Annotated in this window: 14 protein-coding genes and 3 pseudogenes; 11 read left to right on the forward strand and 6 right to left on the reverse strand. The window is 61.9% G+C overall.

The genetic code is table 11. The features are described 5' to 3' along the window. Positions 1-320 (reverse strand): annotated as a pseudogene (locus tag NKI96_RS29280) (IS481 family transposase); the annotation flags it as partial. 80 nt (positions 321-400) lie between these two features. Here NKI96_RS29280 and NKI96_RS29285 point away from each other — a divergent pair. From NKI96_RS29285 to NKI96_RS29310, 6 genes are all read left to right on the forward strand, one after another. Next, a complete protein-coding gene (locus NKI96_RS29285; protein WP_245272100.1) occupies positions 401-1,162 on the forward strand; it encodes a GntR family transcriptional regulator in 762 nt (253 codons plus the stop codon). 73 nt (positions 1,163-1,235) lie between these two features. Continuing rightward, positions 1,236-2,084, forward strand: a complete 849-nt coding sequence (locus NKI96_RS29290) for a transporter substrate-binding domain-containing protein (RefSeq protein ID WP_023669343.1) — start codon at positions 1,236-1,238, stop codon at positions 2,082-2,084. 29 nt (positions 2,085-2,113) lie between these two features. Further along, positions 2,114-2,827 (forward strand): ABC transporter permease, encoded by a 714-nt coding sequence (locus tag NKI96_RS29295; RefSeq protein WP_023669344.1) that lies wholly within the window; start codon positions 2,114-2,116, stop codon positions 2,825-2,827. After that, positions 2,827-3,540, forward strand: a complete 714-nt coding sequence (locus tag NKI96_RS29300) for an ABC transporter permease (protein ID WP_352807427.1) — start codon at positions 2,827-2,829, stop codon at positions 3,538-3,540. Before NKI96_RS29295 ends, NKI96_RS29300 begins: the two co-directional genes overlap by 1 nt. A 43-nt stretch (positions 3,541-3,583) precedes the next feature. Next, entirely contained in the window at positions 3,584-5,176 is a 1,593-nt protein-coding gene (gene ggt / locus NKI96_RS29305) for a gamma-glutamyltransferase (RefSeq protein ID WP_352807430.1), read from the forward strand. A 113-nt stretch (positions 5,177-5,289) separates the two neighbouring features. Then, entirely contained in the window at positions 5,290-6,048 is a 759-nt protein-coding gene (locus NKI96_RS29310; RefSeq protein WP_352807433.1) for an SDR family NAD(P)-dependent oxidoreductase, read from the forward strand. 1,027 nt (positions 6,049-7,075) lie between these two features. Here NKI96_RS29310 and NKI96_RS29320 read toward each other — a convergent pair. The 3 genes and pseudogenes from NKI96_RS29320 to NKI96_RS29330 form a co-directional block, all read right to left on the reverse strand. Continuing rightward, positions 7,076-7,204: pseudogene (locus tag NKI96_RS29320) on the reverse strand (glutathione-dependent formaldehyde dehydrogenase); the annotation flags it as partial. A gap of 181 nt (positions 7,205-7,385) precedes the next feature. Beyond that, positions 7,386-7,499 (reverse strand): annotated as a pseudogene (locus NKI96_RS29325) (SDR family NAD(P)-dependent oxidoreductase); the annotation flags it as partial. A gap of 68 nt (positions 7,500-7,567) precedes the next feature. Continuing rightward, a complete protein-coding gene (locus NKI96_RS29330) occupies positions 7,568-7,885 on the reverse strand; it encodes a hypothetical protein (RefSeq protein ID WP_031201921.1) in 318 nt (105 codons plus the stop codon). Here NKI96_RS29330 and NKI96_RS29335 point away from each other — a divergent pair. Then, a complete protein-coding gene (locus NKI96_RS29335; RefSeq protein ID WP_023697264.1) occupies positions 7,884-8,057 on the forward strand; it encodes a hypothetical protein in 174 nt (57 codons plus the stop codon). The genes NKI96_RS29330 and NKI96_RS29335 overlap by 2 nt on opposite strands. A 1,314-nt stretch (positions 8,058-9,371) precedes the next feature. On the opposite strand, the gene NKI96_RS29340 is transcribed toward NKI96_RS29335, so the two are convergent. Then, positions 9,372-10,178 carry an IclR family transcriptional regulator gene (locus NKI96_RS29340; protein WP_023723361.1) on the reverse strand — a complete coding sequence of 269 codons (807 nt, stop codon included), beginning with the start codon at positions 10,176-10,178 and terminating at the stop codon, positions 9,372-9,374. Positions 10,179-10,407: 229 nt separating this feature from the next. Between NKI96_RS29340 and NKI96_RS29345 the strand changes: the two genes are divergently transcribed. Genes NKI96_RS29345 through NKI96_RS29360 form a run of 4 tightly spaced genes read left to right on the forward strand, consistent with a single transcriptional unit; the run spans position 10,408 to position 14,917 of the window. After that, positions 10,408-11,460, forward strand: a complete 1,053-nt coding sequence (locus NKI96_RS29345) for an ABC transporter substrate-binding protein (RefSeq protein ID WP_352807435.1) — start codon at positions 10,408-10,410, stop codon at positions 11,458-11,460. Between the two features lie 27 nt (positions 11,461-11,487). Further along, positions 11,488-12,987, forward strand: a complete 1,500-nt coding sequence (locus NKI96_RS29350) for a sugar ABC transporter ATP-binding protein (protein WP_352807438.1) — start codon at positions 11,488-11,490, stop codon at positions 12,985-12,987. Continuing rightward, the gene (locus NKI96_RS29355) at positions 12,984-13,949 is read left to right on the forward strand and encodes an ABC transporter permease (RefSeq protein WP_023834041.1); all 966 of its coding nucleotides are present in this window, start codon (positions 12,984-12,986) and stop codon (positions 13,947-13,949) included. Before NKI96_RS29350 ends, NKI96_RS29355 begins: the two co-directional genes overlap by 4 nt. After that, positions 13,946-14,917, forward strand: a complete 972-nt coding sequence (locus NKI96_RS29360; RefSeq protein WP_023748645.1) for an ABC transporter permease — start codon at positions 13,946-13,948, stop codon at positions 14,915-14,917. The genes NKI96_RS29355 and NKI96_RS29360 overlap by 4 nt, the downstream gene beginning before the upstream one ends. Here NKI96_RS29360 and NKI96_RS29365 read toward each other — a convergent pair. Continuing rightward, positions 14,891-15,832: an amidohydrolase family protein gene (locus NKI96_RS29365; RefSeq protein ID WP_352807441.1), complete on the reverse strand. Its 942-nt coding sequence runs from the start codon at positions 15,830-15,832 to the stop codon at positions 14,891-14,893. The genes NKI96_RS29360 and NKI96_RS29365 overlap by 27 nt on opposite strands. Positions 15,833-15,891: the final 59 nt, after the last annotated feature.

Here is a 15,891-nt window from a genome sequence, read left to right on the forward strand (position 1 = left end):
CTGCAGGCAGCGATGCAAGGATGACCGCGACAGATGCGGGATCGTCGGTTGGAGAGCATAGAGGCAATCGTCCAGTGGCAGCAGCGTATAACGCCGAAAGGCGACGATGACCGCCTCTTCCTCAGTCGATAGCACTGTCGACTTCGGATCTCTGGGGCCAGTCGGAAGATCGGCGACCGACGTCCGGTTCCTCCACTTCCTAACCGTCTTCTGATTGATGCCGTAGCGCTTCGCCAGCGCCCTCAGGCTCTCTGACTATGCTGTATCGCTCGACGGATCGCCTCTGTCGTCGTGGCGCTCCCATGAAGAACATGGCCCATAGCGCATCCTTTGATTCGGACGAAAAGTATGCGCCATCAAAGCCTGGGATCAAACATCTAAGGGCTCTTGACGATTTGCCTTGACTGCGCGACAGAACTCTATTGTATTTGTGGATACAAAAATCCAATTTGCGTTGATCAGAAAATTCAGCAAAAAAGATCCCCAGATGAGCCATTCGGCAATTCCCTACGCCCAGACGCCGGCCACTGCGGAGCAGGAAGCTTTTCTGCATCTGCAGTCTGCAATACGCCTCGGGCGTTACCGTGCAGGCGACCGGCTCATCCCGGAAGAGATCGCGGCCGAGATCGGCATGAGCCGGATGCCTGTGCGGGAGGCCTTCCAGCGGCTGGCAGTCGACGGGCTGGTGGTGATCCGCCCCAATCGTGGCTGTATCGTCGCTGGTCTGACGCTGGACGAGATCTACGAGACATTCGAGATTCGCTCGGTACTGGAAGGGCTTGCCGTTCGCCTGGCAATGCCTCGGATGAACACCGAAACCATTGCCGAACTTGAGCGCTTGTTGGCCCGGATGGAGCGCAGTGGCGCTGCCGGCGGCGCTGATTGGGTGACACGGCACCAGGAATTTCACGGCTACATTTGCAATCTAAGCGGCCGCCCGAAGCTTATTCGGCAAATCGCATCCCTGCATGTGACCATCGAGCCCTATCTGCGCATCTGGTTCGACTATGTCGAAAAACCGCTCAGCGCCGCGGAGGAGCATTCGGCAGTGATCGATTCGCTACGCGGCGGCGATGCCGAAGCTGCCGAAGCCGTGATGCGCAGACACATTCTCGACACGGCGCCGCTGCTGGCCGAGTTCGCGAGCCCGAGCCGACGTTGAGGTAGTCGGGCAAGAGGGATATTCGATTTCTACAAAGTGCCCTCGCAGGGCCGAAAAAAAGGGGAACAGAACCATGAAACTATTACCCATTGCATGTCTTGCGGCCGGATTGAGCTTAGCTGCCGCTTTGTCGGCTTCGGCCGAGGATGCGCCAAAGAAGATCACCATAGCGACGGAGGGCGCCTATGCGCCCTGGAACTTTACCACCGCTGATGGAAAGCCTGACGGCATGGAGGTCGAGCTCGCGCGCAATCTCTGTGAGCGTATGAAAATTGAATGCACCATCATTACGCAGGACTGGGATGGGCTCATCCCGGCGCTGACAGTTGGCAAGTTCGACGTCATCATGGCGAGCATGTTTATCACCGACAAACGACTTGAAGTCATAGACTTCACTCAACCCTATGCGATCGATCCTTCCGGGTTCGCCGTGGCGAAGGACAGCGCGCTCGGTGCGTTGGCCGGTTCGACCGAGAAGATAAAACTGGAAGACGAGGCCCCTGCCAAGGCGGCAATCGACAAGATCAAGCCGCTGATCGCCGGCAAGATCGTCGGCGTCCAGGCTGCGACGGCGAACTTGGAGTTCCTGAAAAAGTATTTCGACGGCGCCGTCGAAATCCGCGAGTACAAAACCACGGAACAGCACGACCTCGATCTCGCGGCCGGCCGTGTGGATGCCCTGTTTGCACAGCAGACCGCTTTGGCGGCAACCTTGGCCAAGCCGGAATTCTCAGGCTACACGGTCGCTGGTCCCGGCTTTCTCGGCGGGGTTTTCGGACGGGGCACTGGGGCAGGGCTGCGCAAGCAGGATACCGTGCTCAAGGCGATGTTCAACAAGGCGATCGATGAAGCCATTGCCGACGGCACCATCAAAAAGCTTTCGCTGAAATGGCTGAAGGCCGACGTCACGCCGCCCAAGTGAGAAGCCCTTCCCGGAGCGCGAACTAGCCGATGCTGGATAGCGTTCGTCTGCTAGGGTTTGGCGACGGCGGTTGGGCGGTGGCGCTGCTCAGCGCTGCGTTCGTAACGCTTCTGCTTTCGGTCGCCGGATTTATGGTCGGCTCGGTGATCGGCGCCTTGGCAGCTGCGGCCCGGGTCAGCGGGTCGCGCTCCCTCGGCTTGCTCGCCGATGCCTATTCCACGGTATTCAGGGGCGTTCCCGACCTCTTGACCATCTATCTCCTGTATTTCGGCGGTAGCATGGCGCTGACTGCGGTTGGCCATTGGTTTGGCGCCCAGGGCTTCCTTGGATTGCCGGCTTTCGCCACAGGCACAACGGCAATCGGCATAATTTCGGGTGCCTATCAGGCGGAGGTATTCCGCGGTGCCTACATCGCCATCGACCGCGGTCAGATCGAAGCAGCGCGCGCCTATGGCATGCCGCCTGCGCTCATGTTGCGCCGGGTGATCGCACCCCAGCTTATGCGTCACGCCATCCCGGGGCTAGGGAATGTGTGGCAACTGGTGCTCAAGGATTCAGCGCTGATTTCGGTAATCGGGCTTGTCGAACTGATGCGCCAGGCACAGATCGGGGCTGGATCGACCCGCGAGCCGTTTCTCTTCTACATGGCTGCCGCCGCTCTCTACCTGGCCATCGCCTCAGCGACGGGATTGCTGTTCAAGCGCGCTGAACGCCGCGCGCTTCGGGGCATTCGGGGGGTGTAATGGATTTCGCCTTTTTCGCTGAAATATTGCCAACGCTGCTTGCCGGCCTGCCGCTGACGCTTGAGCTTGCCGGCACGTCCATCCTGCTCGGCGCCATCCTCGCCTTGGCTTTGGCGCTGGCCCAGCGCCTCCGCCAGCCCTTGATTTACGGGCCAATCAAGGGTTTCGTCGCGGTGTTTCGCGGCACGCCCCTGTTGGTCCAGATATTCCTGATTTACTACGGCCTTGGCCAGTTTCGGCCGACATTGCAGGAACTTGGTTTGTGGGGCCTTTTCCGCGAACCTTATTGGTGTGCCATCCTCGCGCTAACCCTCAACACCGCAGCCTATGGCAGTGAAATCCTCCGCGGCGCCATGCAGTCGGTCCCGTCCGGCCAGATTGAGGCGGCGCAGGCCTTTGGCATGACGCGACTGATGACCTTGCGCCGCATCGTCCTGCCGATCGCACTGCGCCAGGCTTTGCCAAGCTATGGCAACGAAATCATTTTGATGGTCAAGGGAACCTCACTTGCATCCATCGTTACGCTGATGGAAATCACCGGCATCGCCCAGGGCATCATTTCGCAAACCTACCGGGCCATGGAAGTTTTCGTCTGCGCCGGCGCTATCTACCTGATCCTCAATTTCATCATCACCCGGACACTGGGCCGGCTCGAATACAATCTGTCACGGCATCTGCGCCCGGCATCGGGCCTTGCGACCAGTCCAGCGTGATCGGCTGGCGCTCACTGCAATCGTTCTAGGGAGTTTTTCGCGTATGAGAGATTTCGAGAAACCAAGCCGTTCGGTCGTGGTCGCACGGCATGGCATGGCTGCGACGTCCCATCCGTCGGCCACGCTTGCAGCCGTTCGGATTCTGGAGGCGGGGGGCAACGCACTCGATGCGGCCATCGCCGCCAGCGCCGTACAGTGCGTGGTCGAACCGGGGTCTACCGGCATCGGCGGAGACTGTTTCGTCCTAATGTCGAAAGAAGGGTCCAGCGAGATCATCGCCTACAACGGATCCGGCCGTGCCCCTGCGGCTGCAACAGCCGATTGGTATGCATCTCAGGGCATCACAGAAATCGAGCGTCACTCACCGCATGCGGTAACGGTTCCCGGAGCGGTGGACGCCTGGACCCAGCTCAACGCCGATCATGGAAAACTGCCGCTGGGCAAGCTTTTCGCTCCTGCGATCGAGTTCGCCGAAAGCGGCTACGCCATCTCCCCACGCGTGCATTTCGACTGGGAACAGGAGGCGGCGCTGCTTTCCGCCGATCCTGGCGCAAAACGCATCTTTCTCCCTGGGGGGCGGGCGCCGAGGATCGGCGAGGTGCACCGGCAACCAGAACTCGCCGCAACATTCCGCAAGATAGCTACGGATGGACGCAACGCCTTCTACATGGGGGAGGTTGCCGAGGACATGGTTTCGCGCCTGCGAAGCCTCGGCGGTTTGCACACACTGGATGATTTCATGGGGGCCAGGGGCGAATATGTGACGCCGATAAAGACAGGTTTCCGCGGCCACGACGTCTACGAATGTCCGCCAAATGGCCAAGGCGTCATAGCGCTCATGATCCTCAATATCCTGTCGCGCTTCGAGGCCAAGGGTGACCCTCAATCCGCCGACCGGCTGCACATCGAGATCGAGGCGACGCGACTTGCTTATGCGGCGCGCGATGCTTTGCTCGCCGACCCGGCGAAGGTGGCGGTGCCGGTCGAGCAACTGCTTTCAAGCGCGACGGCGGATCGTCTGGCGGGGATGATTGATCTTGGCCGCGCGCGCGCGGATCTTCCTTCATTCGATATGCCGGTGCATCGCGACACGGTCTATATTTCCGTCGTCGACAAGGATCGCAACGCCGTCAGTTTCATCAACTCGATCTATTATGGTTTTGGCTCCGGCATCGTCGCGGCGCGCTCGGGCGTGATACTCAACAATCGCGGTATAAGTTTTTCGCTGGATCCCAACCACCCAAACGTTATCGAACCAGGCAAGCGCCCGCTGAACACGATCATTCCGGGCATGCTGGTGAAGGATGGGCGCGTTGTTATGCCTTTCGGTGTGATGGGTGGAGCGTATCAGGCCATGGGTCACGCGCACTTCCTGTCAAAAGTTCTTGATTTTGGCCTCGACCTTCAGCAAGCCATTGATCTGCCCCGCGTCTTTCCAATTCCTGGCACGATGGACGTGGAGGTCGAGAGCACGCTTCCAGTCGCGGTTCAGGAGGAACTGGCCGGTCGCGGATTCCGCATCGTCCCGGCGGAAGAGCCGATCGGGGGCGCCCAAGCGATCATGATCGACTGGATGAATGGAACGCTGCAGGGCGGTTCAGACCCACGCAAGGACGGCTGCGCAATCGGCATTTAGAACGCTACACAGGTGTTGGACGAGGAACAAAGGTCGAGGCCACTGTCCGGCCATCTCGCATACTTGGGCCTATGGGCTCATCCTCGTAGCAACCAGCGGAGTCTGATTTGACCATGCCTTCTTCTATCATCAAGCGAGCACTGATCACCGGGGCGGGTGCTGCCGACGGCATCGGCTTTGCCATAGCGCGGCACCTCGGTCTTGCCGGTCATGCCGTTTTCCTGAACGGTGCCAGCGCGCGTGTACTCGATCGCGCCGCCGAACTTTGCGCCGAGGGCATCAATGCCAAAGCTGCGGTCGCCGATCTCACCATCGCGGCCGAAGTCGCGCGGCTGCGGGCTGATGTCGGCGCTGTCGACATCCTGGTCAACAATGCCGGCATGGGTTCGCTGGCATCGCCCTCGTCCGATAAGGCGTTTCTTGCCATGACCGAGGCAGACTGGGACCAAGGGATCGACGTCAGCCTGAAGACCGTATTCCTGGTCACCCGCGCGTTTTTGCCGGCGATGGTAGAGGCAGGCTATGGGCGCATCGTCAATGTGGCGTCGGTTACCGGGCCGCTGGTGTCTTTCGAAGGCACAGCAGCCTATTCCGCCGCCAAGGCCGGCATGGTCGGCCTGACGCGCACGCTGGCGCTCGAAGTGGCAAAAAGCGGCATCACGGCCAATGCCGTGGCCCCCGGCTGGATCGAAACGGGCTCGTCTAGCGCAATGGAGCGGCAAGCTGCCCTGCACACGCCACCGGCGCGGGCCGGGCGACCGGACGAGGTTGCCGCAGCGGTGGTGTTCCTGGCATCGGAAGGCGCGAGTTACGTCAACGGCGCCCTGTTGGTGGTCGACGGCGGCAACAGTCTTCAGGAGCGCAAGGGCTGACTCCGAAACGAGGTCGTTCACGATCAGGTCGCGGGTTATGGAAAGCGTTGGAAATAGCATCGCCAACGCATTCGCCGAGGCTGAAGTGTGTGTGCGTGGGGGTGCGCATGGTCGCGACGACCTCCCAACCCCGAGCAAGGAAGAGTTCTGCCGTGGCGAGACCGAAACCCGACGAAGCACCGGTGATAAGAATTTCGGCATCAATGTATCTCTGTCGTTGGTACGACGAGATATGGACAAAAACGCCGGACTTTCAGCCCGGTGCGCACCCCGCTTGGAATTTTGAGTGTTCCCGGACTGAAGTTTTTGGACAGGGTGGGTTGCCGAGCAACTCCCCATTGCGGCGCGAGACGATCCGATCGCCGCCAGCGACTTGGCAGATCAATTGATGAAAGCGGCCGAGAAGCGGCATCGTAGCGCCGGCTTCAACCGCGTGTGGTTATGTACCATGAAGTAGCAGAAAATGTGTTACGCGTTACGATACCTATTGTGATACAAATTGCCCACCGTTACGAAGAAAAACATAGTAAATACAATCGTGTAGAGCCGAAGCGATCCAGCCAACGGTACCATCGAATTTCCCGCTAAAGTCTTGATTGCCGATCCCGGCGATCCACGGGAGATCAAGACCTGTATGGCGCTGTCGGCAGGGCAGGAAGACCCTGACTGCACACACACCGCGGTGCAGATACCCGCGCCGCATCTTTACTCCAGCGGTTCGTCGGTCGGCCGAGGCGTCGTGCCTGCCTGACGAGGACGGCCGGCATTGCGATTTGCAACGCGGCTGTCGAGCGGCGATCTTGACGCTTCCTGGGCGCCAGCGGTCTTGGGCGCCGTCGGCCTGGCGCCGGAATCGCTGTCTTCAGCATCGCGAGGGGGATGTGGCAGGCCGGCGGCGTCAGGCGATCTGACCGGAGGTGTCGCGGCCGGGTTTGTCGATACGGGTTTGTCCTTGGCCATTTTCAACTCTCGCCTTTTCAGCATGCAGACGGCCGGACAACAAAGTCGGGCCACTGGGGCAGAACGGTCAGCCGTGCGGGCGCATCACGACTTTGATGCAGCCGTCCTCCTTGTCGCGGAAGGTTTTGTAAAGCTCGGGCCCGGCCTCGAGGCCAGCCGGATGGGTGATCACGAATGACGGGTCGATATCGCCGTTCTGAACCTTCTGCAGCGATGTCGCGTTCATCCTGGATCGTCGGATCGGCCACCTGATCGCAGCGTATGTCGCCTTTACCGTGCCATGTGAGGGCCTTCATGTGCTGTTCCTTGACGACAAGCTCTGCGAGCCCGAACTTGGCTTGATGTGAAATGTTCCCGCTTCGAACGAGCATCCGGCCTCAACCCTTGGCGGCCGAACCGGGTTCGGCCATGCCGCAATGCTGCTCGGCCAGGGTGCCGGCCGGCGTGCCATGCGCCGCTGCAACCTGCAGCTTGTTTTTCCAGCCGCTGATCGCCTGCTGCCACGACCGCATCCCTGATCGCTTCGCAGGGCAGAGGTTTGGCGCAAGCGCAGGATCTGCTATCGCGCCAGAATCGCGGCGACAACGAACACGACGGCGGCAACGACGACAAGCGCGACAATGGCCAGCACCGGGCCGTTTTTACTCGGGGCCGGGGCGTGCTCGTCGTCCGGCCGCCGCATCGCATTGGCGAAGCTTGCTTGATTAGCGAAAGCCGGCGTGCCCGTCGCTGCGGGAACCGGCACGGCGCAGGTGTCTGCTGCTTCGGCATCGGTTTCCATAGGCGCCGCCGCCGGGTCGAATCCCGGCGTCTTGTCCTCTGTCACCCCAGACTGGATATCGCCTCTGTCTTCGGCCGGGTTGCGTTCGACGTCCATGATGATGCTCCTGTCGCTGGCCGGGCTTTCCCAACCGCGACCGGATCAGGATGTTCCATCGGGCGGAATCGCCGACAACGAGGAGCAAATTCAGATAGCCTTCAAACAGATGTCCCTGGTGGCAACGCGGGCCTTGCAACCGGTCAGCACCGGATTGGTGGTCTCGTTGTAGTCGGCCATGGTCGGCAACGCGGCAGATTCGGCAAAGTTCCAGTCTGGCTCGCAATGCCCGCTTACGCACACCGCCGCTCGTTGACCTTGAGCTGGCTCGTTCCAGCCACTCCAACCCAAATTGCCAGTCCGGCTCCCGGCGGCGCGCTGTTTGGATTCCGTGGGAACATCAACAGCGCCAGCGAGTTCGGTATGTGCAGCGAGTTCCCTGTTCGCCGCATGGCCAACATCCGGAGCTCTTGACTGCCCGCGTCTTCGCTCCTGGAGCGCGGGCCACTCCTCTTAGCCCAAGGTTGCGATCATGAGCAGAAACATTCCGGAAAAGCGGGCCAGGCAGGGTGGCTTGGGGCGACCGGTCCTTGGCGTGCTCTTGGCAGGCCTTGTCTTGGCGCTCGTTGCCTGGGGGATCGCTGAAATCTATGGCGAGCAGGCTAAGACACCGGCGACACAGCAAAACAGCCGGGTTCCATCGCCAGATACTTACAGCCCAAATCCTGGCCAAACGGACCCTGCAAACTCCAAGGCCGATGATGTGAATGGCGAACCGGTGGACCGAAATCCCAAGCTCGACAAGGATCCCACGCCGCGATCAAGCACTGGCGGGGATCAGCCAGGAACGCCGCCAGCTCAACCTGCTTCGCCATAGCGTTCGCACTAGTTGATAAACACAATTCAAACAGATGCGGAAATGTGGAGCGGCGATTTCAGCCAATTTCAAGAGCCGGGTCTGTCAATAATCGCCGGCGCTCTCTGATAGCTGGGGAGCCACAAAACCTCCGCTGATTCTTACCGCTTGCTGGATGGCACTGGCGGCTCCAGACCGACTGCGCGCTGTGTCACGCCGGCAGACCTTTGCACCTCTGGGCGCTTTTGAACTTGCAAGTCGATGGAATCGGGCAAGCTGGGTGTAGATGATGCAGTCGTCATCTTATCGAGGTCCGGCAGCAACACCATCTTTGCGTAGCGTGGAGGAACCAGATGGCCTCCGAAAACAGCGAATATCCCGCACACGAATAAAGCGAGAAGCAGGGCCGTAAGCACATCTGTGAAAATCTCGACAAATCTCATGTGCTCGCTCCGCGCGTAAGGATCCCGCCGCGCTCTCGACAGTAAGAGCGGCGGGATCCTCAACCGGCGATGAAGGGACTTTGATCGACGGTCTTCTCCTAATGTGGCTTCCGGTTGCGTGTTCCCTGGTTCGGACCTTATCCACCGACTATGGGACTAAGGTCCGGAACCTAAATGGAACCCATGGGGAAGAGCGGAATCCATGTGCCTTTAAGAGGCTTCAACCTGAGGGCACGACGGCTGATCGTCAGCCTCCCGCCAGAGACAGTCCACGGGCGCGCTCGCGCAGCAACGCAAGCAGTTCGTCGCGCCGTGGCTCCGGCGTGTCGACGGGTAACACCAAACACAAGGTCCTTTTGATGGCGCCGTGGCCGTCACGGATGGGGGCCGCCATGCACCAGGTGAAACGGTCGGCCAAGGCTGTGGTCTCGCTGAAACCCTGCCGGTGGGCCAAGGCAACATCGGCAAAGAATTCGGCTGGTGCAATGATGCGGCCGTCGGGAAGCCTGTAGTCGCCAGATGGGATGAAATCCCTCAACTCTTGCTCGTTCATATGGCCGAGGAGCAGCCGTCCGGATGCCGTCCATGGGATCGGCACCTCAACCCCAACATCGCTTGAGATCCGGAACGGGCCTGGGGAATCTCGGCAGTCAAGAACGACGTATTTGTTGCCACGCAGGCCGCATAGCTGGACCGTCTCGCCTGTCTCGGCGGCCAACTTATCCAAGGTCTCGATGATGCGACGGTAATGGGCATTGTGATGTGAGTAGGCCCAGCCGAACAGATGCATGGCGCGTCCGAAATAGACGTAACCTTCACCGCCGACGTTTTCGAGCATTTCGGCGTCGAGCAGGCTGTTGACGATCTCGTAGGTGGTCGAACGCGGCGCGCCGATCATTTTGGCGATGTCGCCGACGCGCATTGGCGCGCGGTGCCGCAGCAACGCCTCGAGCAGCATGATGACGCGGTCAATGCCGCGTCGTCGTTCGCCGTTGCGCGGCTCCGCGCCGGCTTCCTTCCCGATCGCATCGTTAGTGCCGTCGCTCATGACCATCCGCCAAAATCATTTCGGTTCTCGTCTCAAGGCGCTTGAAAGATGTCAAGGCTCGGTCTAGCATCCAATTTGTCCGATATACAGACACATTGTCTGAAATACCAGACAAACTAACGAGCCTGACGCAGACAAATCCCGAGAGGACACACGGTTTCCAAGACCCGGCGACCGACGGGTTTCCTCGCCCTTGTTCTGCACGTCGAGGCCACAACCTCTGAAGGGAACAGTCATGATGAAATCACCGTTTTTCGCATCCGCCAGCGCGCTTTGCCTCGGTCTCGTGCTGAGCTTTGGCGTCGCCTCGCAGGCCAATGCCGCCGCCAACTGCATCAAGGGCGACCGCAAGGCGCCGTACACGATCGGCTGGGCCAACATCTATTCCGTGCCGACCTGGATGAAGCAGACCCAAGGCACGATCGAAGCCGAAGTCGAGACCCTGAAGAAGCAGGGACTGGTCGACAAGCTCCTCGTCACCGACGCTCAGGGCGATGCCAACGTCCAGATCCAGCAGATTCAGTCGATGATCGATTCCGATGTCGACGCCATCATCCTGATCGCCGGTTCGTCGACCGCACCGGCACGCGTTCTGGCCGACGCCTGCGCCAAGGGCATCGCCATCATCAACTTCGACAGCCTCGTCGACACCGACAAGGTCACCGCCAAGGTCAACACCGATTCTTCGCAATGGGGCGACCAGGCCGCCAAGTTCCTGATCGACGCCATCGGCGGCAAGGGCAAGATCCTGATCCTCAATGGCCCCGCCGGGGTTTCGGTCAGCGATGACAGGCGCAAAGGCGCCGACGCTGAGCTCAAGGCCCATCCCGACGTGACGGTGCTTGCCGAGACCAACACGCCCTACAACGTCGCGCCGGCACAGGAAGCCGTCACCAGCCTCCTCTTCGCCAACCCCGAGATCGACGGCATCCTGTCGCTCGGCGGCGCTCTGTCGGCAGGCGCCGTGCTGGCCCTCGACAAGCAGGGCCGTGAACAGGTGCCGATCACCGGTGAGAACGCCCGGCAGTTTTTGGAACTCTGGAAAGAAAAGGGCTTGAAGAGCTGGGCGACGATGCAGCCGAACTGGCTCGGCGCCTTCGCCACCTACACTGCCGTCCAGGCGCTGGAAGGCAAGGATGTGCCGGCTTTCGTCAAGATTCCGCTGCCGGTAATCGACAATTCCAACATCGACGAATACCTCGCCCGGGCCAAGGACTTCCCGGCTGACGGCTACATCTTTTCTCCTTACCATGAGGAGCTGTTCAAGAAGCTGCTGGCTCAGAAATAAGCCTGAAGGGTTGTAGCGTTGACAACCATGGCTCCGCTGCTCGCGGCGCGGGGTGTGTCGAAGTCTTTCTTCGGCAACCCCGTCCTGCGCGACGTTTCAATCGCTCTCCAGCCGGGCCGCGTGCATGCGCTGCTCGGCGAGAACGGCGCCGGAAAGTCGACCTTGATCAACCTTTTGTCCGGCGCCTTGAGACCGGATAGCGGGACGATCGAGGTCGATGGACGCGCGGTCTCACGCATGACGCCGGCTGTTGCGCGGCAGGCCGGCATCGCCGTCGTCCAGCAGGAACTCAGCCTGACGGCCAGTCTTTCCATCGCCGAAAATATTGGTCTCGGCGCCTATCCCAAACGGTTCGGCCTGATTGACTACCGCGAACTCGCTGCGCGGGCGAGGACCGCATGCGAACTTGTCGGGCTGCACGAGCCGCTGTCGACGCCGGTCGGGCATCTGTCGCTCGGCCGCCGCCAAATGGTGGAGATCGCCAAGGCGCTCTACCGCCGGCCGCGCGTGCTCATTCTCGACGAACCGACATCGTCGCTATCGGCAACCGAAACCAAAATTCTCACCGATCTGCTGCAGCGGTTGCGCGGCGAAGGCATCGCCATTCTCTACATCTCGCACCGACTGAACGAAGTCATGGCGCTGTGCCAGCACGTCACCGTTCTGAAGGACGGCACCTGCACGGCCGACCGCACCCTGGAAGGCACCGACGCCGCCGGGTTGGTTCGGCTGATGGTCGGCCGCGATCCCGGTGATCTTTTTCCGCAATGGCAGCCTTCCAGTTTGCCTGCCGACGCTATCTCTGTCCGAAATCTTTCGGCCGGCCTGATGCGCGACGTCGATCTTGATATCAAAACGGGCGAAGTGCTTGGCATTGGCGGCCTGGTCGGGCAAGGGCAGGAAGATCTGCTGCTCGGTCTCTACGGCGCCATTCCGGCACGGACGGCGTCGGCGACCGTCAACGGCGCCTCCGGCCTGCCCGGCGGCGTGCCGAAAGCCAACGCGCTGGGGCTGGCCTATGTGCCCGCGGATCGCAAGCGCGAGGGCCTGCACCTGATCCATCCCATCATCACCAACATGATGCTGCCCGCCTTTGCCAGGCTGCCGGCGCTGAAGCTGCGCAGCCGCCGCGCAGAGGGCGAGACGGCCAAAAGCCTTGCCGCCCAACTCGGCATCAAGGGTCACCTCGGCCGGGCGGCGCAGGCTCTATCGGGCGGCAACCAGCAGAAGGTGGCGCTGGCGAAATGGATGCCGCACGACCCGCTGGTGCTTCTGCTCAACGATCCGACGCGCGGCGTCGACGTCGAAACAAAACGTGAGATCTACATGATGCTTCGCAATTTCGCCGCCGCCGGCAAGGCGGTCGTGCTGCTCAGTTCCGACACGCCCGAACTCGTGCACCTTTGCGACCGTGTAGCCATCGTCCGCGAAGGCCGCATCGTCGCCATGCTGGCGCGTGGAGCGCTGAGCGAGGAAGCCATCGTCTCCGCGGCGATGGGCGCCGAACAGCGGAAGGTTGCGGCATGAACACATCTTCCTCCGCCCGGCAGACCGATGCGCTCTACTGGCCGGTGCAGATGCGTCGCAATGTCGGCGTGCGCAGCCTGTTTGCCGTCGTCCTGGTGTTTCTCATCGCCTATGGCGTCCTCTTTCCGGGCCTGTTCACGGCGTCCGGCTTCGCCAAATTCACCCAGAGCTGGTTTCCATTGGCGCTGGTCGCCATGGCGCAGGCGATCCTGATGCTCACCGGCGGCATCAGCCTGGCCATCGGCGCGACGGTCAGCTTGGGCGCGGTCATCGCCGCGACGACGATGGCCGGGCCGCTGGGCGTCGCCGGGGGCACTGCCGCGGTGGCGCTGACGGGCCTCGGCATCGGGGCGGCAACCGGCTTCATCGTGGTACGGCTTCGCCTGCCGGCGATCGTGGTGACGCTTGCCGGGTCCTTCATCATCGGCGGCGCCGCACTGCTGATCCTGCCGCGGCCCGGCGGCGCAATCCCGGCGTGGCTGTCCGACCTGCTTGCCGGCAACACACCGGCGGCATTCGTACTGCTGGTGGTCATCATTCTCCTGTGGAAGCTCTATCTCGCCACGCCGCTTGGCTTGAGCCTCTATGCCGCCGGCGAGAATCCGGTCGGCGCCTATCGCTCCGGCGTGCCGGTCGACGGCGCGCGCATTGCGGCCTATGCGATCAGCGGTCTGCTCTCCACCGGCGCCGGCTTGTTCGTCGCCGCACAGACCGGTTCGGGCGACCCGGTCATCGGCGCCGCCTTTACCCTGAACTCGATTGCCGCTGCGGTGCTCGGCGGCATCGGCTTCCTCGGCGGCCAGGGCACGATGCGCGGCGCGCTTGCCGGCAGCCTGCTGCTCAGCCTGATGATCAGCGTCATGTTCTTCCTCGGCTTCACGCCGGTCGCACAATATGTGGCCCAGGGCCTGATCATCATCGGCGCGGTCGCCATCCCGCAATTCCGCAAGGCACAGCAATGACAGCATGGAATGACAGCGCGGGCGGCAAACGCGCCCTGACGGTCCTGCGCAGCCGGCCGTTTCTCACCGTTGCCATCGTTGCCGCGGTCTGGATCGTGGCGAGCTTCGTTTCGCGCGGCTTCGGCGCTTATGGCCATCTGCGCTATCTGGTGGAGCTCGGCGCCGTCATCGGCCTGGTTGCCGCGGGCCAGACTTTTGTGGTGATCGCCGGCGGCATCGACCTTTCCGTCGCGGCCATCGTCACGGTCAGCGCCGTCAGCCTGCCGCTGCTGTCGTGGCAGGTGGATCCGACCGGCATCACCGCCATTCTTGCCGTTCTGGTGCTGACCACGGCAATCGGCCTGGTCAACGGGCTCGGCGTCGCTTTGCTGCGCGTCCACCCGATGATCATGACATTGGCCATGGCGACATTCTTGCAGGGTCTTTTGATCATCATCGCCGGCGGCAGCGCCGTGACCGCCGAGAACCCGCTGGTCCACTGGCTCGGCAATGGCCGGCCGGCCGGCATTCCCGCTGGCGTATTGTTGTGGGTGGTCGTCTCGGTGATCGTGCTGACCACGATGCATGCGACATCGCTCGGCGCCCGGATTTTCGCCATGGGCGCCAACCCGCTTGCCGCGGCACTGTCCGGTGTTCCGGTCACGTCCACGACGCTTGCGGTCTACGGCATCAGCGGCTTCTGCTCGGGACTTGCCGGCGTGCTCGTGTTGGGCATGAACGGACAGGGCTATGTCGGCATCGGCGATCCCTATCTGCTCGCCTCGATTGCCGCCGTGGTCCTCGGTGGCACCTCGATCCTCGGCGGGCTCGGCACCTATGCCGGCACCATCCCCGGCGCCATCCTGCTGGTCACCATCACCGCGCTGATCACCGTCGTCAACGCATCGCCCGGCTGGCGCAGCATCCTGTTCGGCTCGCTGATCCTCGGCCTGCTGCTGCTCTCAGGCCGGGAGCAGGCGCGCCGATGACACATCGTCGAGCCGATAGATGCGCCTTGCGTTGCCGAAGAACAGCGCCGTCTGCTCGTCGGCGGAAAAGTCCACTGTGATGGTTTTGAAGCCGTCATATATGTCATCGAACGAGGCATGCAGGCCGGCGACCGGAAAGTCGCTGCCGAACATGGCGCGATCGGTGCCGAAACAATCGATGCAATGCAGGACGACGGGCTTCAGGCTGTCGAGCGTCCAGTCATGATCGTAGGCGACCAGATCCGATATTTTGATGGCGACGTTGTCGCATTGCGACAGAAGCCGCAGCCCGTCGCGCCACACCTGCATGCCATCGGCGTCGCGGTCGATCGGGCTACCGCAATGGTTGAGCACGAATTGCTGGTTGGGGAAGGCCCTGGCAAGCCGCTCCGCGTCGGCGAGCTGGCGCGGAAACACCATCAGGTCGAAGGCCAGCCGATGCTGGCCAAGCAAGGCAAGCCCGGCGCGCCAGGCCGGATCGTCCATGATGCCGTCACGGGCCGCAAAACGGCGGGCAGGGTCGGGATCCCAGCTCAATATGTCGCGCACGCCGGCGACACGCTCGAACGCGGCTTGCGCTTCGATCAGCGCCGGCGCCTGGCGATCGGCGAGCGGCACGTGAACGACATAGCGGGCGGCGAAGCCGCGCGATTTGTCGAGTGTTTCAAGCCAGCGCGTTTCTCCGATGCAGTCGCCACTCGCCCAGCCGGCTTCGACATGGACGGTGGCGACGACATTATGCCCTATGGCATCGCGCGCATAATCCCCGGGCAGATAGTTCCGCCGCAAGGGGCCAAGCTCGCCCAGGCCGCCGCGCTCGCCGGCCGTGGCGGCGAGCCAGGGATGCCGTCCCAGGCTGAGATCCCAAAGATGATGATGGGCGTCGATGATCGGTCCGGCGTAAGGTTCTGGCACGTATCTCTCTCAGGCTGTGACCGGCGATCGATTCTGGCTTCGTTCTGCGACGGTGAAAG

The organism is Mesorhizobium sp. M0292, assembly GCF_040321695.1.
In the GTDB taxonomy this organism is placed as follows: Bacteria; Pseudomonadota; Alphaproteobacteria; order Rhizobiales; family Rhizobiaceae; genus Mesorhizobium.